Raw genomic sequence first — 21,244 nt, 5'->3', positions numbered from 1 at the left:
AGTCACGTTTACTCTCCCTGTACAACACTTTATATCAGTTAAGGTCTTTTTATCGGTAATATTTTCAATTTTTATAACATAAGTTATTAATTTACATTGATTATTGTGTACATCTAAGTATAGCCGATTTTATTTCTCAGGGTCAACCTTTCAAATGATAAAGTAAAATACTTCCAGCAATAGCTACGTTTAAGCTTTCCGCCTTGCCGTAAATTGGTATTGTTAAATTTTGTGATGTTTCATTTAATAATGCCTTGTTCACACCTTCACCTTCATTACCTAGTAATAAGGCAAATATATCTTGAGATGCTACCTCCTTATATGGTTGCGCATTCTCAAGTGCAGTACCATAAACTGGTCCATTAAAATCAGCGATAAATGTTTTCAAATCTGCGGTAATAACCGGAATATGAAATACACTACCTTGACTTGCTCGTAAAACCTTGTCTTGATATGGATCGGCTGTACCTTTTTCCATTACAATCAAATCTATTCCCGCTGCATCAGAAGTACGAATTAATGTGCCTAGATTACCCGGATCTTGAATGCGATCGATTAATAATACTTGTTTTGCTTGCGTAACATCATATTTAGGCTTTTCAATTACAGCAAAAAAACCTTGAGGTGTTATCGTACCTGATAATGATTCTGCAACTTTCATATTAATTTCAAATGTCTCTTCAGCATAATCCTTAAGCGCTTCATCTGTTCTATTTGGTTCAATTACAAATAGTTGCTTAATGACAATGCCGCTTTGGTAAGCTTCTTCGATTAAATGAATACCTTCAATCAATGCTTGTCCAGTTTTATCACGATCTCGCTTTTTCTTTAATTTATTCGCATTTTTTATCTTACTATTTTGTGCTGACGTAATTTGTTCCATATAGTTCTCCATTTTATAGTAGCTATTATTGATGTTGTTTACTAATTTATATTAACATAACTAAATCGATTATAATGGAAACTTAAACATTATATGTATAACCATTTTTATCGCCGATTATTATAAAATTTGATTATTGATAAAAAAAGAAGCATCGAACAAAATTAAATTGTCCATGCTTCACTAAAATCATTAAGTCGATTATTTAGAAACGACTTCTTCACCGTTGTAAGAACCACAGTTTTTACATACGCGGTGAGATAATTTGTATTCTCCACAACTTGGGCATTCAGTCATACCAGGTACTGAAATTTTGAAGTGAGTACGACGTTTGTTTTTTCTAGTTTTAGACGTTCTTCTTTTTGGTACTGCCATGATATATCCTCCTTAATATTAAACACATATCTTAAGTGTTAGGTCATTAAATCATTATACAATAATTTAAAACAACCTGCTATTACTCTTTATCGTATAATTGTTGTAATTTTTGAAGCCTAGGATCAACTTGTTGCGTTTGGGAATCATCATTGTCTTTTTCTTTTTCAAGTTCGATCATTTGATCTTCGTCAATAACTTCCCAACCATTACCTTCTGTAAGCATCTGATCGCTATTCTCAGAGAAAGCTCTCATCGGTTTCTCAATGATTACCAATTCTTCAGCAATGTCTCGAATATTAATCATACCATCAGTAGCTAGATGATAGTGTTCATCCTCTTCTACTTCTTCATCGGTATAACTATCATAACCTTCCAAATCAAATATTTCAGATGTCCTTACATCTAAAGGAACTTCTACAGGTACAAGCGTACGTGCACAAGGCATTGTATATGTTCCAGTTAAATGAATATCTGCAATAACTTCATTGGCTTTAACGGTTAATTCACCTTCAACATTGATTTCTGATAAATCAATCAAGCCTAAAGGTTCTATTAAATGTTCAAAATTTGCCGTTTGATTGAATTCAAATGGCTTACCTTGATATTTTCTTAATTGCGTTATTGACCATTTCATATGGCTTCACCTCTAACAAACACAAAATTTATTTTAACTTTACAAGTATAAGTTGTCAAGATTTTTTCTTAACATACTTTCATCTGTTACAATACTAATAATGAATATCGAAAGGATGAATTGCAAATGAAAAGTGTTGGACTAATCACAGAATATAATCCATTTCATAATGGCCATTTATATCACGCTCAACAATCTAAGTTACAGTCCGACGCGAAGATAAGTATTGCAATTATGAGTGGCAATTTCGTCATGCGTGGCGAGCCAGCAATTTATAATAAATTCTTGAGAACAAAGATGGCTTTGTTAGGCGTTGATTTAGTTGTTGAACTTCCAGCGATTGCTAGTCTTTCATCGAGTGATTATTTTGCAACTTTTGCAATTAAAGTAGCTCACTATTTAGATATTGATACTATTGCATTTGGTAGTGAAATCAATGACATTTCACGTCTAGAGAACGTAGCATCTAATATTAACTCGCTTGAACAATCGTCATATTTTCAAGATTTAATTAAACAAGGGAACACTTACGCCAAAATTGTACATGACCTAATTGATGATCAACAAGTGTTACGTTCTCCTAACAATATACTTGGTGTAGCATACATAAAGGCCATTAACAATATAGCTCCAACTATAAAAAGAATCGCTATTCAACGTCAATCTACTGCACATCACGATCAAGAGATTAAACATGACAGTTTCGCAAGTGGCTCAGCTATTAGACACGCTTTATTAAATAAAGAAAACACCTGGAAAGATGTCGTACCATCAGATATAAAGCAGTTATATGAAACGCCTCACCTTTTAAAGGAGCAAACGTTTAATTTTATTAAATATAATATTTTAAGTCGTTCCTCTGAAGAATTATCACACATTTATACCATGTCTGAGGGCTTTGAACATCGTCTCAAATCAAACATACAAAATGCGCAAGATTTCGACACGTTTATGTCCTTAATTAAAACTAAACGTTTCACATACACGCACATACAGCGCGTTCTGATGCAAATATTACTAAATATTAACAAAAGTGATTTTGATGATGAAATTCGAGGAGTGCGAATTCTAGGCATGAATCAAAGAGGGCAACAGTATTTAAAACACTTAAAAAAACAATTCCCTAATCGCTTTTATGTAACAAATATTAACAAGGAAACTGCCTCTTTATTTAAAAATGAAATTAAAGCAACTCATATTTATAATTTAATATCTGGTCAAAGGGCTAACGATTTTAATACACCTGTGATAATTAATAAAAAGAACTAGGACTGAGAAATGCTTAATTTAAAGCTTTTTCTCAGTCCTAGTCGGCATATGCGGATTAAATGTAGACCTATACAAATTAAATTTGCCTCGTACAATTCTGAGTGCAATCATTTTAACCTCATCTATTACTTTTTAAATTTTTCTTTTAATGCTTTCTCGACATTTGGAGGTACAAAATCTGATATATCAGCTTTATATTGCGCCACTTCTTTTACGACGCTCGAACTAATAAAAGAATAGTTTGTACTAGTCATCATATACATCGTTTCTACATTACTATTTAGTTTTTTATTCATTGATGTTAGTCTCAATTCATACTCAAAATCACTGACTGCTCTCAAGCCTCTAATGATTGTTTGAGCACCAATTTTGTCACAAAAATCTACTAACAAACCGTTATAATTATGTACTTCAACATTTGATAAATGTTTTACAGATTCTTCAATTAATGCCATTCGCTCGTCAATATTAAACGTCCCAGTTTTATTACTATTCTTTAACACACAAATATGTAATTCATCAAAGCGCCCTGCACTTCTCTCGATGATATCGATGTGTCCATATGTAATAGGATCAAAACTACCAGGAATGACCGCCTTCGTTTTAGCCATTTTGCTCTCCTTTTTCTAGTAACAAAGTATCAGTAAGACCATAGTGATATTGTTTAATCACTTTAAATCCATTTGTGTTGATTTGCTCATGATTGCTAAACTCACAAATGATGATACCATTTTCTTTCAATAAATTAAACTCTGCAATTTGCTCTAAAGCTTTATCAATCAAACCTTTATTATATGGAGGGTCAAGAAAAATATAGTCAAATTGAATCTCTCTCTTATTTAAAGCTTTCAGTGCACGATCAGCATTATTTTTATAAACCTCAGATTGATCACGTAGGTCTAATTGATTTAAATTAGCTTGTATCACTTTAACAGCTTTAAAATTTTGATCTACAAATATGACTTTTTCCATACCACGAGATAATGCTTCAATACCTAATGCGCCACTTCCAGCGAATAAGTCTAAACCTAAACCATGTACTTCTTGTAAGCTATTAAATATACCTTCTTTCACTTTATCCATAGTTGGACGTGTATTACGACCTTCTAAACTTTCTAAGGCTTTACTTTTATGTTTTCCAGCAATAACTCTCATCTTGACTTACACTTCCATTTCTCTAGGTTATTTATTATAATTTGTTGTAAAAAGGAGAAGGATTATATTATGAAACAGTCATTTATCGTATTGGGAGAAGGATTAACAGACCTATTTGAATTTAATACCTTAATAGAATACAACCATCTCCGGATAAATAAAATTGTATACTTTCATACACCACAATCTTCAAAACAACTTTCATCAGTTGCAATGATTATGAATCCAACTTCAGGTAATCATTTCCAAGCTATGTACATCATGCTTGATGCGCTTAAATATCCATATCCTGACAGTAATAAAAAATTTGAACTCATTAATAATCAAGCAAATCAATATAATGTACCTATATTCGGTATAGATGTACAACCACCAGAAGCGTTCCACACGTTAGACCAATACTTTAAGTATTTGATAAGTGTATTACGACTACAAAATTGGATTCCACCCATGCAATAAAATTATAGAATTTCATGTTTTTCTTTTTCATAAGTTTTTTTCAAATATTTATAAGGTGATCCGTCTATATCCACAACGTATTTTAGTTTCATTAATTTATGAACAATTGCATCTGCGTCATTTTCATTAACATACAATACAACATATTTACGTTGCTTATTCGTATAAATAATATGTCCATACTTTCTAATTTGACGCTCATGCTTAATATGTTTTAAATAAACGATCAAACTCACTCTTGGAATTAATTCCATACTATACACACTCCATTTATTATGCATAATAACTATACCACGACTATTTATATTATAAAATCCTTTAATCCCATGAACTGTATCCCTGTGTATCAAATAGCTATTTACTTTTTCGTTGGTGTGAAGTTTGGTACGCTTAATTCAATAATAACAAGGAGGCAATATAAATGACGATCAAAAAAACGATGGATTCTTAATTTAAGTTTAGCGAGCGTTAGCTTTTTGGGTAGCTTATTTTTTATAAATAAAGGTAGTAAAGTAAATAAAACTAAAGAAATCCCTAAATTCTTTAATGATAAGGCACCATACATTTTTGCACATAGAGGCGGCATGGCAGTGAGACCTGAGCAAACACAATTGGCATTCGATAACGCCGTCGCTAACAAGTTAGATGGTTTTGAAACGGATGTTCGACTTACTAAAGATGAAAAACTAATTGTCTTTCACGATGCCACTGTAGATCGTACTACAAATGGTTCAGGCAAAGTAAGTGATCATAGAGTTTCAGAATTAAAGCGTTTAGATGCTGGTTATCACTTTAAAGATATTAATGGCCAATTTCCATATCGCGGTCATCAAAAAGCAAAAATTTTAACTTTTGATGAGCTTTTAAAAATGTATCCTAATATGTATATTAATGTTGATTTAAAAGATGCACCAGATAGTTATGAAGGAACAGTTGCGCCAACAAAAATGTATGAAGATATTATTAATAATCAAGCACAAGATCGCGTACTTGTAACTAGCTTCTACAAAGAACAAAATGATCGCTTTAGAGAATTAAGTAAAGGACAAGTTGCTATTGGAGCAAGTCAAAAAGAAGTTGCAGAAGGATTTATCAAATTTAATTTAGGATTAGGAAATAAGTATCAACCCGTTGCTGATACATTTCAAATGCCGACCCAATTTAAAGGTATTCCATTGACTTCTAAACGTTTTATTCAATGGTTAAACTTATTAAATATAGTGCCTGGATTTTACGGAATTAATAGCACTGACCTTATGACCGATTTATATCATAAAGGTGTTCATACTTTAGTAACAGATCGCCCAGATTTAGGTAAACAATTCAAATCAAGTCTCAACATTGAGAAATAAACGCGCTATAAAGTAAAAGGAGAAAGAAATCATATTGCATTTGATTTCTTTCTCCTTATTTTATGACAAACTACAATTACAAGTACCACCTGTCGCACATCCATCATGACCTGTTTTAAAGAATGGATTTCCCGCTTCAATTTTGACATTTTCCGAAACTGAAAATGCTATTTTACTTACTACTTCATCAATTAAATTTTGTAGAGCTACCTCTTTAGATTTGTAATCCATGACGACTGGTAACATTTCATAAGCTCTTTTACGTCTTCTTGTTTCTAACATAACCTTTTGATAATCAGGATGATATTTCCCAAAACGCATAACTTCATCATAAGCAACTTTAGATTTCAAAAAAGCCTGATACATAAGATGTGCTTCATCATCATTGTTTAGCATCTCTTGTGCTGCGCGAAAATCATGATAAAGTTCAGATTGAACAATCATATCCGATAGTCCTTCTATATCATCAAGAATTGACATTGTTTCTTCTGTATACAATGTATGGTTCCCCTTTCATAAATAGATTATTTCTCTAGAAAAATAAGTGAATAATAATCTTTCATAACTTCTCCGCCCATTTCCTCATATTTAGTATTCAACATTCTAGAACGGTGCATATCAGAATTCATCCAACTATGAATTAGTGTCGGTACATCATCAAAATCATATCCGACATTTTGGCTTGTAGAAATAAATGAAATGTTTTCGTTGCTTAATTGGCTTTTCAAAGCATCCTCAGTAAATTCAACATCATTAGAACCTGTTGCTTCATATAAGTTTACTGATGCAATGTGAGCTATATCTGAATTGACTTTTAGTGGTTTAATATTTTTTAACTTTCTCATCTCATTCGTAATTTCATATAGCGTCATTAATTGATTAGGATTTTGTTCATAAGGAAGATTATCTTTCTTAGCTCTATCAAAATCTTCTTCATTATAGTTATCATCAGATTCATTAGCTAAAGGATATGGCTTAAGAAATGCTAGTGCTTCTTTATCAAGAAAGCGAATACCCATAATTTGATTCGATTGTTGATCCACATAAACTTGTGCAAAAACATTTCCATATTTAATCAATGTTTGTGTTTTTATATCTTCATCAGATAATTCGAAATTATAACTTTGACCATTCACTTTAATAGAAGGGTCCGGGTTAATACTTGTATTTTCAAAAATATGTGATGCACTCTCATTAATTTTTAAAGGGGCAACATTAGCTTTACTTCCCGTTGCATAAACTGATTTTATTTTATTTTCTTTAGTTGAAACAATATAATATTGTTCATCTTTTTTAAATACGTAATTCATATAGTGCCCTTTAAATGGATATGTACGACTTGCTTGACCAAATTTATCAGTTAAATCATCTATATCTTTACCAATCCAAGTACCTACACCCTCTTTTGGTGATGGATTTTCACTGGTGTTATGTGTCTTAGGCGCTTGTTCTGAATGATTAGTTGAAACAGTTTTATTGGGATTTTCTAATACATCAAATTTAAGTCTTGGTGAGTAAAATAAATATATAAGAAATAATACTAAAAATATTACACCTAAAACTTTAATTATTAATTTTGCCATCTTTCACCCACCTATTTTGAATTATATCTATTGTACAAAATAACTATTTTATTAATCAAGACATCCTACTTAACATTACTACTTTTACCAAGTCATCCTTTTACAAATAAATTAATATTGATGTTACAAAAAAGACTAAGACAATGACGTCTTAGTCTCAATCAATTTGTATTTAATTTGTTACAATAAATTCGATTATAATCCTAATGTTGCTTTAATTAGTGAAGTCGTTTCTCCACCTGGGTAAAATACATATAAAAGTAAGTAAACTGCTACACCAGTGATAGCTGTAAAGAACCATATAACTGATGCAATTGGACCTGCTTTTCTGTGCCATTTAAATTTATCTTTATATGCTGTAATAATTTGAATTAACCCTAGAACGCCACCAATTGTAGCTAAATTAATGTGGAAAATTAAGAAAATTTTATAATACGTTCTAACTGAGTCTGGTCCCCCGAAATCTGTATTACCTATAAATATAGTTCTTGATGCATAGATAATAAAGAAAGCTAATGCAAAGATTGCTGCCCATAACATTGTTTTCTTGTGCTTATCTATATCTCTATGCCAGATTTGCCACCATCCAATGGCAACAAAGATAGCACTAATCACAATACAACTTGTACTAATCGTCGGTAGAATTGGTAAATTCATATGTTTCATCCTTATTTAATTTGTATATTTTAAATCATTTTTATCAGTGAGATAACAACAACTAAAACGAAAAATACTACTAAATAATTTAGGGAGTAAATAAACATTTTTGTTGCCCATTTAGTTTGATCTGTCGCTTTCTTAAAAGAAGTTAAACCAACATATAGCCAACCTAAATTAAGCAATGTCGCTAATACTACAAATGTTGTTCCGAGACTTGATAATAGAAATGGTAGTGGAAGTAAAAAGACTAACCAGATAAACATACTTATTCTAGTACGTTTAAATCCTTTAACAGATGGTAACATAGGTATATTAGCTAATGAATATTCATCACTTCGTTTAATTGCTAAAGCATAGAAATGAATTGGTTGCCAACAAAAAACAACTAAAAATAATGCAATTGCAATAAGACTTATATTTCCATCAATAGCAACCCAACCAATTAATGGTGGTACTGCACCCGGAAAACTCCCTACTACTGTGTTCCAAGTTGTATGTCTTTTAGACCAAATTGAATAATAAGACACATAACCCACAATGCCGATGAGTCCTAGTACACCTGATGGTACATTTAATAAGAATAAACAAGCTTCTCCTACTAACATCATACCAAAACTTAAAATTAATAAATTTTTATCTGAAATTCTATCATTAACTGTCGGTCTATTTTGCTTACTTGGCATTATTCGGTCAATATCTTGATCATAATAATTATTTAATGCACAAGCGCCACCCATAATTAATGTTGATCCAATCAACATTAATAGAATTTGAGGTATTGACGATAGGAAGGAATGATTGCTCATCACAACAGCTAACCAAGCACCTGCAAATGCAGGAATTAAGTTACCTTGAACTAAACCCATCTTAATAATTTGTTGTAACTCTTTAAACGATACACGGCTCGATGGTTGTGACAAAGTTTGCTCTTTGCTCATGATCCCCCTCCTTAAAATTTTCATATAATACTATGATATAGCAATTACTAAAAATTGACTAGTTTATATCAAATTTAATTGTGACACTTTAACGACATTCTACTTCACTAATTTTTTGTTAGTTCCTATTGTTGTATAATTATTTTAATAATAAAATTGTAATAAAAATAGACATTAATTAAGAGCATTCAGTACTAATTTATCTACATTATCAAAATACTCTTGATTAATGATGGGGTGTATAACATTGTTTAACAAACGAAACCTTAAGTGGTTATCTGTATTAGCAACTATCATAATGGCATTTGTACAACTTGGTGGTGCATTAGTTACTAAGACCGGCTCGGAAGATGGATGTGGATCATCTTGGCCTTTATGTCACGGTGCATTACTCCCTCAAAATTTACCCATCGATACAATTATCGAATTAAGTCATCGTGCCGTCTCTGGTTTATCATTAATCGTTGTACTGTGGTTAGCTATTACAGCATGGAAACATATTGGCTATATTAGAGAGGTAAAGCCATTAGCAATTATTAGTATTGCATTTTTACTAGTTCAAGCATTGATTGGTGCAGCAGCTGTCATTTGGCAACAAAATTCATACGTATTAGCACTGCACTTCGGTATATCTTTAATCAGTTTCTCTTCAGTGTTTGTTTTAATGCTTATCATTTTTGAAGTCGATAAAAAATATGAAGCTGATGAACTATATATCAGAAAGCCATTAAGAAAATTAACATGGATGATGACAGGTATTGTATATTTAACGATTTATACTGGTGCTTTAGTTAGACATGCAAAAGCAAGTTTAGCATATGGAGGCTGGCCTTTACCTTTCCATGACATCATTCCACATACAGAGCAAGATTGGGTACAATTTGCGCATCGTGGTATGGCATTTATAACGTTCTTCTGGATAATGATAACGTTTATTCATGCAGTTAAAAATTACTCTGAGAATAGAACAATTCGATATGGGTATACAACTGCATTTATCCTTATCATCTTACAAGTAATTACTGGGGCTCTATCTGTAATGACTAATGTAAATTTATTCATTGCACTTTTACACGCTTTATTTATCACAATATTATTCGGTATGATAGCTTACTTTATTATGTTAATGCTACGTACCATTAGAAGTGAAAAAATCAAATAACCTATTAGTATAAAAGGAGATGTGAATGGTTCATTCACATCTCCTTTTTATTTTAAAATTTTATTAACGATGACGTTTATAAATATTTATTACTCCACTGACTCAATCTATTCAAACTTCAATATGAAATCTATTAATCAGCTCATTTTTAAAATAAATTTTGATTTTAATCTGCTTTTTCAATTTCAATTAGTAAGTCCCCTGTTGCAATCGCATCGCCGTTTACAACCGTTACTTGTTTTATAGTTCCATTGAATGGTGCTTGAATCGTTGTCTCCATCTTCATCGCTTCTGTAATTAATAAAGGTTGGTTTACTTTTACTTCTTCACCAACTGTAACTTTAACTTCAGTTACCGAACCAGGCATTTGAGCACCAATATGATTAGGATTTGATTTGTCAGCTTTAGGTTTCAAGTTTGTATTTGTTTTAATATTTTCATCTTTTATAGAAATACGACGTGCTTGACCATTCATAACATAATAAATTGTTCGATAACCATTTTCATCCGGCTCACTAATTGTTTCAAGTTTAATAATTAATCGTTTACCAGTATCAATCTCTATTTCAACTGTTTCACCATTACGCATACCGAAGAAGAACGTTGGCGTATCTAATAATGATAAGTCACCATATTGTTGTTTTGTTTGCATAAACTGATCAAATACTTTTGGATATAATACATAACTGATTACATCTTGTTCAGTCACTTCACCATAATCTTTTGCTTCAAGTTCTTGTCTGATTTCATCAAAATTCACAGGATCTAAATACTCACCTGGACGTTCTGTTAGTGGTTGTTGACCTTTGAGGATGACATCTTGCAATTCCTTATTAAAGCCATTGACTGGCTGACCTATATCACCTTTGAAATAAGATACAACCGATTCAGGGAAGTCTAACTTATGGCCTTCTTTGATGACTGATTGCTCATCCAAGTCATTTTGCACCATATAAAGGGCCATATCACCTACAACTTTAGATGATGGCGTTACTTTTACGATATCGCCAAATAAGAAATTAACACGTCGATACATATCTTTGACCTCGTGGAAACGTTCACCTAAACCTAAACTTTTTGCTTGTTGCCCTAAATTTGAATATTGTCCACCAGGCATTTCATGTTGATAAATTTCGGTGTTAGGAGACTTAATGTCACTTTCAAAGTCACTGTAGTATGGACGCACAGTACTCCAATAGTGACTGAGTTCTTCTAATCCTTCAATATCTGCTCTTAGATTTCGATTAAAACCATTTAATCCATAATACAACGAATTGGCGCTAGGTTGACTTGTTAAACCACTCATTGAAGCAACAGCTGTATCAATGATATCTACACCTGCATCTATCGCTTCTTTATAGATAAGTAGACCATTTCCACTTGTATCGTGTGTGTGTAAATGTATCGGTAAATTTATCGCAGATTTTAATTCTCCGATAAGTTCATATGCTGCTTTAGGTTTTAACAATCCTGCCATGTCTTTAATTGCTAAGATATGGAACCCTTCACGTTCAAGTTCTTTTGCTAATTTTACATAGTATTCAAGTGTAAATACATTTGAACGTTCAGGATTTAATATATCACCGGTATAACAGATTGCACCTTCAGAAATCTTATCTGCATTTTGAACCGCTTCATTTGCAACTTTCATTTGATCTACCCAGTTAAGTGAGTCGAAAATTCTAAAGACATCTACGCCTGCATTCGCACTTTCTTTTACGAACTTTTCAATCACATTATCAGCATAATTTTTATAGCCAACTGCATTTGAAGCACGTAATAACATTTGGAATAAAATATTGGGAATTGCTTTACGTAATCTTTCAAGTCGTTCCCATGGATTTTCTTTTAAAAAGTTGTAAGCGACATCAAATGTTGCGCCTCCCCACATTTCTAAAGAGAAACTATCTTTAAACACTTCAGCAGTTTTAGAAGCAATATTCATCATATCCTTAGTACGAACGCGAGTTGCTAAGAGTGATTGGTGTGCATCACGAAAAGTAGTATCAGTGACTAATACGTCGTTTTGCTCTCGTACCCAATCAGCTACTGCTTTAGGTCCCTTACTATCTAGCAGCTGTTTCGTTCCGTTCAACGTATTAATTTTACTATGTGGCACTTGTGGTATAGCTGTCGATTCATAATCAGGTTTGAGTCTTTTTTCAACATTAGGGAAACCGTTAATCGTTACATTACCGATATATTCTAACGTTTTTGTACCACGATCTAGAGTTGGTGCAATATTAAATAATTCGGGTGTTTCTTCTATAAATTTAGTCGTATAATCCCCACTGCGGAATTGATCATTACGCATCACATTAATTAGAAACGGAATGTTAGTTTTCACACCACGTATACGCATTTCACGAAGAGAGCGTTCCATCTTTTCTTCAGCTTGTTTAAATGTAACCGCATGTGTTGATAACTTAACCAATAGTGAATCATAATAAGGAGATATTTCTGCACCTTGGAAACCGTCACCAGCATCTAAACGTACACCAAAACCACCACTAGATCGATAAGCGATAATAGTACCTGAATCTGGCATAAAGTCATTAGATGGATCTTCAGTTGTTATACGACATTGAATTGCATAACCTAATGTTTGAATTTCTTCTTGTTGTGGCATAGAAACGCGTTCATCAAATAAGTTAGCACCATCAGCAACTAAAATTTGAGTTTTAACAATATCTATACCAGTAATCATTTCAGTTATTGTATGTTCTACTTGAACTCGAGGATTAACTTCAATAAAGAAGAACTCATCCCCTGATACTAAGAATTCTACCGTACCTGCGTTAACATATTTGATATTATTCATTAATTGTAATGCTGCATCACAAATTCGTTCTCGTAATTCTTTTGATAAGCCAACTGAAGGAGCTACTTCCACTACCTTTTGATGACGACGTTGCACCGAACAATCACGTTCATATAAGTGAACAATATTACTATATTCATCCCCAATAATTTGTACTTCAATATGTTTGGGATTATCTATGTATCTTTCAATATATACTTCACTATTACCAAATGACTTTTCGGCTTCAGATTTAGCTCGATGGAATGCGTCTTCTAATTCTCCTTCTTCACGTACGATACGCATCCCTTTACCGCCACCACCACTCGTAGCTTTAATCATTAAAGGAAAGCCAGCTTCTTGAGCAAATGCTTTTGCTGCTTCAAAGTTTTCAATCGGTCCATCTGTACCGGGAATAACAGGCAAATTAGCATTTATTGCAGTTGTTCTAGCTTTCACTTTATCTCCAAACATATCTAAATGTTCTATATGCGGACCAATGAATTTAATTCCTTCTTCATCACAACGTTGTGCAAATTGTTTATTTTCACTTAAAAAACCATAACCAGGATGAATGGCATCTACACCAGCTCGTTTAGCTACATCTATAATACGTTCAATGTTTAGATAACTTTCGGCTGGCCCCAAATCCTTTCCTACTAAATAAGATTCGTCTGCTTTATATCTATGCAAAGCGTTTTTATCTTCATTTGAGTATATTGCCACTGTTTTAATATTTAATTCTGTTGCTGCCCTAAAAATTCTAATTGCAATTTCGCCACGATTAGCTACTAATAATTTTTTTATATTTTTCAAAAAAGGCACTCCCCTTTTAAAGTTTGAATATTCTAACTAATTAGATAATAAAATTTTATACTAACTCAAATAATAAAGCTATATTTATTTATTAAATAGTTGTTGTAAACTTTGTAAAGTAACTAAAAGGAATGAAAATGATTTCCGTATTAATAAACTATTAAAAATAAATATTTCTGTGGTAATCACTAAAAATTATCATTAGTTATAACTTTATATTATCATTTTAAATAATAATACTCCACTTACAATGACGTTGTATATTGTATTTTCATAAAAATGTAAAAAACCTTTACATGAAATTAAGCTTTATTTCACGTAAAGGTTATCATCCTTATTTAAGAGATTATCTAGTTATACCTAGTTTTTGTTTTCTAGCTTTTTGTGATCGTTTTTCATCAATTTTTATTTGTTTTGCGACTAATAATAGTAGACCCATTGCGATACTTAAACTCAACATTGATGAACCACCAAAACTTATAAATGGTAGAGGTACACCAGTTAATGGAATAGTTGCTGAAATACCACCTAAATTGACAAAAGTCTGACTGCCAATATAACTAGCAACGCCTACACAAATTAATTTATAGAAATATGATGGTGTTTTAGTAGCTAATACGAAAGCACGATAAACTATGAAGAATAATAAGCAAATGATGAATAATCCACCTACTAAACCAAGTTCCTCACAAATGACTGCAAATATAAAGTCAGTATGTGCTTCTGGTAAATAACCAAGTTTCATAATTCCATTGCCTAAACCACGACCAAATAATCCACCATTACCAATTGCCATCAATGAGTTAGTTAAATGATAACCTGTACCGGCTTCTGAACTAAATGGGTTCATTAATGTACTAAAACGCGCTTTCAAATAATGTGGCATCATTCCACTTACAATAAAGAGCAATGCAATCGCGATGAAACTTCCTGCAATAAGCAAAACCGGTCCTCTTACTAATTTTTGGACACCGATACCTGCAAAAATAAACATTGAAACAATAATAATCATGATTAACAACGTTTGACCAATATCACCTTGCAATAATACTAAAAATAAGCATACGCCTATTAAAAATAGTGGCGCAGCAATTACTTTAATTTTCTCTCTTACTTGCGGTAATTTTCTACTTATTACATATGAAATATACAATATGAATGCAATTTTCAATAATTCCGATGCTTGTAAGTTCATAAATCCAAGATTTATCCAACTTTTAGATCCGTTAATATTTTTACCTATAATAAGTGTTAAAAATAGTAATACGAAGATTATAATCATAATCCATTTTTGAATATTGGGTTGTTGTAATATTTTAATATTCAATATAAAAGCGATAAAAAATACGACAATAAAACTCATAATAACGTAAATGAGTTGTCTATTATAAAAATACGTGCCAGATACTTCAAGTCCACCTGTTAACGTCCCTTTAGTTGCAGCAACCATACTTGCACTATAAACCATGATTAAACCGAAAAGACATAAAACAACGTATGTAATTAATAATGGATAATCGATGAACTTAGCAGTTCTACCTATGTATCTAAATATATTTTTTAAATTACTCATAAAAATGATCATCCAATTCTAGAATTTTAAAATTATAATGGTAAATAAAATTACGTTTTAAACCAAATTTTCTGTCTAAACTATTATATACTTTGTGCTCGTTGTTTAACAAATATAAACTAAATTTAAATCTATTCATTACTTTCAATATTTCTATATTTAATATGATAATAATGCTTAAAATATAAAATGACTGAAAATATTATAAACATAATATTTCAGTCACTATGACGAGATAATTTGTATGTAATTAATATTACAAATAACTCAAATTTATAAACGAAAATTAAATGAATAAACTTTACTTATATATTTAATCGATAGTTATTTTACATTTGTAAACGCTTCATGAAGTTTAGATAATTCTTTTTCTAAACGAAGCATTAAATTTTTGCCGTCTTCTTTATCAACTAAGCCAAGCTTAACTGCAAAATCAACTTCTTTTTGTAAACCAAACATTTGTGTGTCGAGAACTTCTTCATATAACGGGCATGAAGGTAAAGTTAAATTATCCATTTGAACTTTAATTAAATGTAAGATTCTATCAGCATCTTGATTTAATTGTTCATAAGCCACGTTACTCATCTTCGTTTGTTTCGGCATCACATACTCCCCCCATCATTAAATATCTTCATATCAAAAGTTTATCTTACTACTTTTTAAAAAGCAAGTTTATTCAGTGAATACAAGAATTTAATTGTGATAAAATAATGACTAGAACGAAATTAGGGAGTGGGCAAAAAAATGATTCAAATCAAAGGCTTAGTCAAGTTCCCTATCACTTTGGATAGTACAACTTGGATATTCGATGATAGAAAAGTAAAAATTGAAGACATTGAAAGTGGTGTGTTTGAAGGAACGAAACCAATTAGATTCGAAGATAATCGCGAATGGAATAGAGCGATTCTTGAAGGTCAAACGAATCCACCTACTTTAAACTCAGAGATAAAATATCGTAAGCGTTCTGTATTAGAAGATTCATTTGCAATCAATATGACACCTTTCTTTAAAATTGCAGAACCAAAAGACAATGCTACTGCGATAAAATTATTTAATGATGAGTCCTCAATTGAAGTTCCAATAGAATTATTACCTTATCTATTTTTCCAATTTGCGAAAGATGGAAAGCGTATGTATGATGATAATGCAGTAGACAGCTTTGTTTTCAACCCAGATGAAAAAGGATACTCACATGAATTTAAGTATGTTACGCATATAGAGGTGATCTAATTTGCGTGAAGTTCAGTGTATCATTTGTGATACAAAGGTTTTAATTGATGAAAATACGGTTGAAGCCAAACGACTTCGAAATAATCCTATAAGAACTTTTATGTGCGATGATTGTAAAAGTCGTTTAGATAGACCAAAACAACGTCTTAACAAACGCCAACCGTTTAACTTTATTAAGAGTGAAGAATTGTAATTATTTTAGTAAATTTAATTAGGTTTTACTCAAAAAAGCCAGTAAATGACAAAATTTCATTTACTGGCTTTCAAATTTGATGCTTCAAACTATATTTTACGTTATAAACTTTAATTACTCATCTTGCATCATTTGTTTAACACGTTTAGCTTCTTTTTCACGTAATGATTTATTTAAGATTTTCTTTCTTAAACGAATACTTTGAGGAGTAACCTCTACTAGTTCATCATCATTAATATATTCTAAAGCTTCTTCAAGCGTAAGAATTCTTGGTCGGTTCATAGTTTGTGTTTGATCTTTAGTTGCTGAACGTACGTTTGTTTGATGTTTCGCTTTAGTAATATTAACAGTTAAATCATTTTCACGATTATGTTCACCAACAATCATACCTTCGTAGACTTCAGTACCTGGCTCCATGAAGTTAACACCACGATCTTCTAAATTGATGATAGCGTATGCAGTTGCTTGACCTTGGTCCATTGAGATAAGCGCACCATTACGTCTACCTCCAATTTGTGCTTTAACACGAGGTCTGAACTCTTCGAATGTATGGTTGATAATACCATATCCACGAGTCATAGACATAAATTCAGTTGTGTATCCAATCATACCACGAGCAGGTACCATAAAGATTAAACGCGTTAATCCGTTATCAGTAGTCGACATGTCTAACATTTCACCTTTACGTGCACCTAATGATTCAATTACTGAACCTGCATTTTCAGAAGGCACTTCACATTGAACACGTTCGAAAGGTTCACTTAGAACACCGTCAATTTCACGTAAAATAACTTGTGGCTTAGATACTTGAAGTTCAAAACCTTCACGTCTCATATTCTCAATTAAGATAGATAAATGTAACTCACCACGACCTGCAACTACCCATGTATCAGGAGAATCAGTTGGCGTAACTTTTAATGAAACGTCTGTTTCAAGTTGTTGATCTAGACGTTCTTGGATTTGACGTGCAGTGACATAATCACCCTCACGTCCTGCAAATGGTGAATTATTTACTTTGAATGTCATTTCAAGAGTTGGTTCATCAATACGTAATACAGGGAGAGCTTCTTGGTGATCTGTAGGTGTAACTGTTTCACCTACGTTAATATCTTCCATTCCTGAAACCGCAATTAAATCACCAGCTTGTGCTTCTTCGATCTCTTCACGTTTCAATCCAAAATAACCGAAGATCTTAGTCACACGGAAATTTTTAACTGTACCGTCTAATTTAATAAGTGACACGTTATCACCGACACGCATTTTACCTCTAAATACGCGTCCTACACCAATACGTCCTACATAATCATTATAGTCTAATAATGCTACTTGGAATTGTAATGGTTCATCATGATTATCTAATGGCGCTGGAACATAATCTATGATTGTTTCATATAGTGATTGCATGTTTTCATCTTGTTTCTCTGAATCAAGACTAGCAGTACCATTGACAGCTGATGCATATACTACTGGGAAGTCTAATTGTTCATCATTCGCTTCTAATTCGATAAATAAATCTAAAACTTCATCTACTACCCCTTCAGGTCTAGCTGATGGTTTGTCAATTTTATTTACTACTACAACGGGTTTTAAATCTTGTTCTAATGCTTTTTTTAGTACGAAACGTGTTTGAGGCATTGTTCCCTCGTAAGCATCTACAACAAGTACAACACCGTCAACCATTTTCATAATACGTTCAACTTCGCCACCAAAGTCAGCATGTCCAGGTGTGTCTAAGATGTTAATTCTTGTACCTTTATAGTCAATCGCAGTATTTTTAGCAAGAATTGTAATACCACGTTCTCTTTCTAAGTCATTAGAGTCCATTGCTCTTTCGTCAACATGTTCGTTCTCTCTGAAAATTCCAGATTGTTTTAGTAATTCATCTACTAAAGTAGTTTTACCATGGTCAACGTGCGCAATGATTGCAATATTACGTACATCTTCTCTTCTATTAGTCATTTTATTATTCCTTTCTCGAGTAAACTCCCACTTTTAATTACAACTTTTTTATTATATCATATTATTAGCAAAAGATAACAAAAAGGTGGGGTATGGGATGGAAAAACCTAAGTCTAAAGGTATATTTTGGGTGCTATCTATTATAGCAGTAATATTTTTAGTGCTTTTTAGTTTCAGTGTTGGAGCTGGTAGTATTCCAATGATGATTTTAACATTTATACTTTTCATTGCAACTTTTGGCGCTGGATTCACGCTTAAAAAGAAATATCGTGAAAATAACTGGCTTTAATATAGAAAAATGTCTCGGTAGCAAAATTTGGAGGAAATTCACCTTTCAAAGTTGACTGACCGAGACATTTTTTATTTTCTAAAACGTTGATGTAACTCTGTTAATACCTCATTATGAGGATTTAAATAATTTTCTAGAATCTCATTATGCGTTGCTTTATTTCCAACTAAAATAGAATTAGCACTTTCAATAGTGAGCGGTTCACCCATTAAATTACTTCCAATTCCACCAACTTCATTTAAAATAATCAAACCACCTGCAAAATCCCATGGTTGTAATCTTGGCGTGATATATGCAGCCAATTGTCCTTTAGCTACACTTATAATTTCTAATGCCGCACTTCCAAAAGCTCTACAACTTCTTGCTTGGTTTACAATTTCTGAAAAAATGGGTCCCATTTTTGGTTTAGTAACCCAGTTTGGATTAATTCCTATTAAACTCTGGTTAAGTTGCGTGTTATCAATGGTTTTTAATTCATGATTGTTTTCAAAAGCACCTTCGCCAACTTTAGCATGGTATAGTACATCCTTCATTACATCATAAACTAAACCTGCATATGGCTTGCCATCTCGATAAATACCTATGGAAATCGCAAATCCCTCTTGTTGATGAACAAAATTTAAAGTTCCATCAATTGGATCAACAACCCATACCACACCATTGACGTCTTCCATATGATGTCCATGTCCTTCCTCACCAATGACGCGATGATCAGGATAACTTCTTAGAATTGCATCGTATATATAGTTTTCAGTTGCTTTATCAACATTTGTTACTAAGTCGTTTGGGTTCGATTTCGTTTCAATACTTAAATCTTCTTTCATCATTATTCTAACTTTGTTGCCCGCTTCTAGTATTAAACCTTGTGCAAATTCATATAGTGACATATCATCATCTCCTGTTGTCTTCTATTATACAGAATTTCTGGCAATATAATCTATACATCTTTGTATACCTTATAATTGTGAGTTTAAACGCTTGAAACCTTAATTCTGCTTTTGGAATGATTGAGTCATTCTGTGCTACAATAACTTTAAATTAATTATTCTGAAAAGGAGCAACGCTAATGACACAATATACATTTAAACCTAAAGATTTCAAAGCGTTTGAAGTTGAAGGCCTAGATGCTCGAATGGAAGCATTAAATGAATATGTAAGACCTCAACTTAATCAACTAGGAGATTATTTTAGTGAATATTTCACTTCTCAAACTGGAGAAACTTTTTATGCACATGTTGCAAAACATGCTCGTAGAAGTGTAAATCCCCCTGTAGATACATGGGTAGCTTTTGCTCCAAATAAGCGTGGATATAAGATGCTACCTCATTTCCAAATTGGTTTATTTAAAGACCATTTATTTTTAATGTTCGGTGTTATGCATGAAGGTAAAGATAAAGCTGAACGTGTAAAAGTGTTTGATAAACACTTTGATGTGCTCAAACAATTGCCTGAGGACTATCAAGTGAGTTTAGACCACATGAAACCTGAAAAATCCTACATTAAAGATTTAAGTGACGATGAATTACATAAAGCAATTGATCGTGTTAAGAATGTTAAGAAAGGAGAGTTTTTCGTTGCACGCTCCCTCTCTCCTAAAGATGCTGAATTAAAATCTGATAAAGCCTTCCTATCTTTCGTAAAAGAAACTTTTGATGAATTTTTAAAATTCTATGAATAAATAAAACATTTAATTTAATATGAGTTGTAAACTATGTTTACCTTAGTAAGAGCCTGGGCCATAATTCAATGACTCAGGCTACAAATATATATTGGCAGTAGTTGACTGATTTAAAAATGCACTTGTAACAAGCTTTTTTAATTCTAGTCATCCTTGCCTGGTGGGCGGGCCCCAACAAAGAGAATTTCATAATGAAATTCTACAAGCAAAGCGAGTTGGGGTTCGGGGCCCCA

23 protein-coding genes are annotated in these 21,244 nt (G+C 32.2%); 8 read left to right on the top strand and 15 right to left on the bottom strand.

Annotated features, from left to right (window positions below; translation table 11 throughout):
• Positions 1–142: 142 nt before the first annotated feature.
• From F1592_RS04655 to F1592_RS04640, 3 genes are all read right to left on the bottom strand, one after another.
• Entirely contained in the window at positions 143–883 is a 741-nt protein-coding gene (locus F1592_RS04655; RefSeq protein WP_037536222.1) for a TrmH family RNA methyltransferase, read from the bottom strand.
• Positions 884–1,084: 201 nt separating this feature from the next.
• Complete coding sequence (gene rpmF / locus F1592_RS04650) at positions 1,085–1,258, bottom strand: 50S ribosomal protein L32 (RefSeq protein WP_002435373.1); 174 nt, start codon at positions 1,256–1,258, stop codon at positions 1,085–1,087.
• Between the two features lie 82 nt (positions 1,259–1,340).
• Positions 1,341–1,895, bottom strand: a complete 555-nt coding sequence (locus tag F1592_RS04640) for a YceD family protein (RefSeq protein WP_037549425.1) — start codon at positions 1,893–1,895, stop codon at positions 1,341–1,343.
• Positions 1,896–2,021: 126 nt separating this feature from the next.
• Between F1592_RS04640 and F1592_RS04635 the strand changes: the two genes are divergently transcribed.
• A complete protein-coding gene (locus F1592_RS04635) occupies positions 2,022–3,164 on the top strand; it encodes a nucleotidyltransferase (RefSeq protein ID WP_053016981.1) in 1,143 nt (380 codons plus the stop codon).
• A 125-nt stretch (positions 3,165–3,289) separates the two neighbouring features.
• On the opposite strand, the gene coaD is transcribed toward F1592_RS04635, so the two are convergent.
• Together coaD and rsmD are read right to left on the bottom strand one after the other, a co-directional pair.
• Positions 3,290–3,775, bottom strand: a complete 486-nt coding sequence (gene coaD, locus F1592_RS04630; protein ID WP_011276104.1) for a pantetheine-phosphate adenylyltransferase — start codon at positions 3,773–3,775, stop codon at positions 3,290–3,292.
• On the bottom strand, positions 3,768–4,319 hold the full coding sequence (gene rsmD / locus F1592_RS04625) for a 16S rRNA (guanine(966)-N(2))-methyltransferase RsmD (RefSeq protein WP_037536216.1): 552 nt from the start codon (positions 4,317–4,319) through the stop codon (positions 3,768–3,770). The genes coaD and rsmD overlap by 8 nt, the downstream gene beginning before the upstream one ends.
• Before the next feature lie 69 nt (positions 4,320–4,388).
• Here rsmD and F1592_RS04620 point away from each other — a divergent pair, with 69 nt between their 5' ends.
• Entirely contained in the window at positions 4,389–4,778 is a 390-nt protein-coding gene (locus tag F1592_RS04620; protein WP_037536215.1) for a DUF7147 family protein, read from the top strand.
• 2 nt (positions 4,779–4,780) lie between these two features.
• Here the strand turns inward: F1592_RS04620 and F1592_RS04615 are convergent, their stop codons facing one another.
• Positions 4,781–5,032 (bottom strand): DUF2129 domain-containing protein, encoded by a 252-nt coding sequence (locus F1592_RS04615; RefSeq protein ID WP_037536213.1) that lies wholly within the window; start codon positions 5,030–5,032, stop codon positions 4,781–4,783.
• Between the two features lie 189 nt (positions 5,033–5,221).
• On the opposite strand from F1592_RS04615, the gene F1592_RS04610 reads away from it, so the two are divergent.
• Entirely contained in the window at positions 5,222–6,130 is a 909-nt protein-coding gene (locus tag F1592_RS04610) for a lysophosphatidylglycerol phospholipase D (RefSeq protein WP_149809527.1), read from the top strand.
• A gap of 60 nt (positions 6,131–6,190) precedes the next feature.
• On the opposite strand, the gene F1592_RS04605 is transcribed toward F1592_RS04610, so the two are convergent.
• The 4 genes from F1592_RS04605 to cyoE all read right to left on the bottom strand — a co-directional run bounded on the left by F1592_RS04605 (position 6,191) and on the right by cyoE (position 9,311).
• Positions 6,191–6,628 (bottom strand): YlbF/YmcA family competence regulator, encoded by a 438-nt coding sequence (locus F1592_RS04605; protein ID WP_037536210.1) that lies wholly within the window; start codon positions 6,626–6,628, stop codon positions 6,191–6,193.
• A gap of 26 nt (positions 6,629–6,654) precedes the next feature.
• Positions 6,655–7,713 carry a CAP-associated domain-containing protein gene (locus F1592_RS04600; RefSeq protein WP_053016979.1) on the bottom strand — a complete coding sequence of 353 codons (1,059 nt, stop codon included), beginning with the start codon at positions 7,711–7,713 and terminating at the stop codon, positions 6,655–6,657.
• Between the two features lie 195 nt (positions 7,714–7,908).
• Positions 7,909–8,370, bottom strand: a complete 462-nt coding sequence (locus tag F1592_RS04595; protein ID WP_149809526.1) for a DUF420 domain-containing protein — start codon at positions 8,368–8,370, stop codon at positions 7,909–7,911.
• 29 nt (positions 8,371–8,399) lie between these two features.
• Positions 8,400–9,311: a heme o synthase gene (gene cyoE, locus F1592_RS04590; protein WP_037536202.1), complete on the bottom strand. Its 912-nt coding sequence runs from the start codon at positions 9,309–9,311 to the stop codon at positions 8,400–8,402.
• A gap of 247 nt (positions 9,312–9,558) precedes the next feature.
• Between cyoE and F1592_RS04585 the strand changes: the two genes are divergently transcribed.
• The gene (locus tag F1592_RS04585; protein WP_053017975.1) at positions 9,559–10,473 is read left to right on the top strand and encodes a COX15/CtaA family protein; all 915 of its coding nucleotides are present in this window, start codon (positions 9,559–9,561) and stop codon (positions 10,471–10,473) included.
• 166 nt (positions 10,474–10,639) lie between these two features.
• On the opposite strand, the gene F1592_RS04580 is transcribed toward F1592_RS04585, so the two are convergent.
• The 3 genes from F1592_RS04580 to F1592_RS04570 all read right to left on the bottom strand — a co-directional run bounded on the left by F1592_RS04580 (position 10,640) and on the right by F1592_RS04570 (position 16,265).
• Positions 10,640–14,089, bottom strand: coding sequence for a pyruvate carboxylase (locus F1592_RS04580; RefSeq protein ID WP_149809525.1), 3,450 nt, complete (start codon positions 14,087–14,089; stop codon positions 10,640–10,642).
• A gap of 346 nt (positions 14,090–14,435) precedes the next feature.
• Positions 14,436–15,662, bottom strand: coding sequence for a cell division peptidoglycan polymerase FtsW (gene ftsW, locus F1592_RS04575; protein ID WP_053017973.1), 1,227 nt, complete (start codon positions 15,660–15,662; stop codon positions 14,436–14,438).
• Positions 15,663–15,986: 324 nt separating this feature from the next.
• Positions 15,987–16,265, bottom strand: a complete 279-nt coding sequence (locus F1592_RS04570) for an Fpa/YlaN family protein (protein ID WP_053017972.1) — start codon at positions 16,263–16,265, stop codon at positions 15,987–15,989.
• 141 nt (positions 16,266–16,406) lie between these two features.
• On the opposite strand from F1592_RS04570, the gene F1592_RS04565 reads away from it, so the two are divergent.
• Positions 16,407–16,892 (top strand): hypothetical protein, encoded by a 486-nt coding sequence (locus tag F1592_RS04565; protein WP_037536192.1) that lies wholly within the window; start codon positions 16,407–16,409, stop codon positions 16,890–16,892.
• 1 nt (position 16,893) lies between these two features.
• Positions 16,894–17,085 (top strand): YlaI family protein, encoded by a 192-nt coding sequence (locus F1592_RS04560; protein ID WP_037536190.1) that lies wholly within the window; start codon positions 16,894–16,896, stop codon positions 17,083–17,085.
• A 114-nt stretch (positions 17,086–17,199) separates the two neighbouring features.
• On the opposite strand, the gene typA is transcribed toward F1592_RS04560, so the two are convergent.
• The gene (gene typA / locus F1592_RS04555; RefSeq protein ID WP_011276119.1) at positions 17,200–19,044 is read right to left on the bottom strand and encodes a translational GTPase TypA; all 1,845 of its coding nucleotides are present in this window, start codon (positions 19,042–19,044) and stop codon (positions 17,200–17,202) included.
• 97 nt (positions 19,045–19,141) lie between these two features.
• On the opposite strand from typA, the gene F1592_RS04550 reads away from it, so the two are divergent.
• Positions 19,142–19,333 carry a DUF5325 family protein gene (locus F1592_RS04550; protein WP_011276120.1) on the top strand — a complete coding sequence of 64 codons (192 nt, stop codon included), beginning with the start codon at positions 19,142–19,144 and terminating at the stop codon, positions 19,331–19,333.
• Positions 19,334–19,404: 71 nt separating this feature from the next.
• On the opposite strand, the gene F1592_RS04545 is transcribed toward F1592_RS04550, so the two are convergent.
• Complete coding sequence (locus F1592_RS04545; protein WP_037536186.1) at positions 19,405–20,220, bottom strand: inositol monophosphatase family protein; 816 nt, start codon at positions 20,218–20,220, stop codon at positions 19,405–19,407.
• Positions 20,221–20,399: 179 nt separating this feature from the next.
• On the opposite strand from F1592_RS04545, the gene F1592_RS04540 reads away from it, so the two are divergent.
• Positions 20,400–21,011, top strand: a complete 612-nt coding sequence (locus tag F1592_RS04540) for a YktB family protein (RefSeq protein WP_011276122.1) — start codon at positions 20,400–20,402, stop codon at positions 21,009–21,011.
• Positions 21,012–21,244: the final 233 nt, after the last annotated feature.

The organism is Staphylococcus sp. GDX7P312P (genome assembly GCF_008385775.1).
Lineage (GTDB): Bacteria > Bacillota > Bacilli > Staphylococcales > Staphylococcaceae > Staphylococcus > Staphylococcus haemolyticus.
The sequence above is the reverse complement of the archived record's forward strand: the minus strand, read 5'-3'. Positions and strand labels throughout refer to the sequence as shown.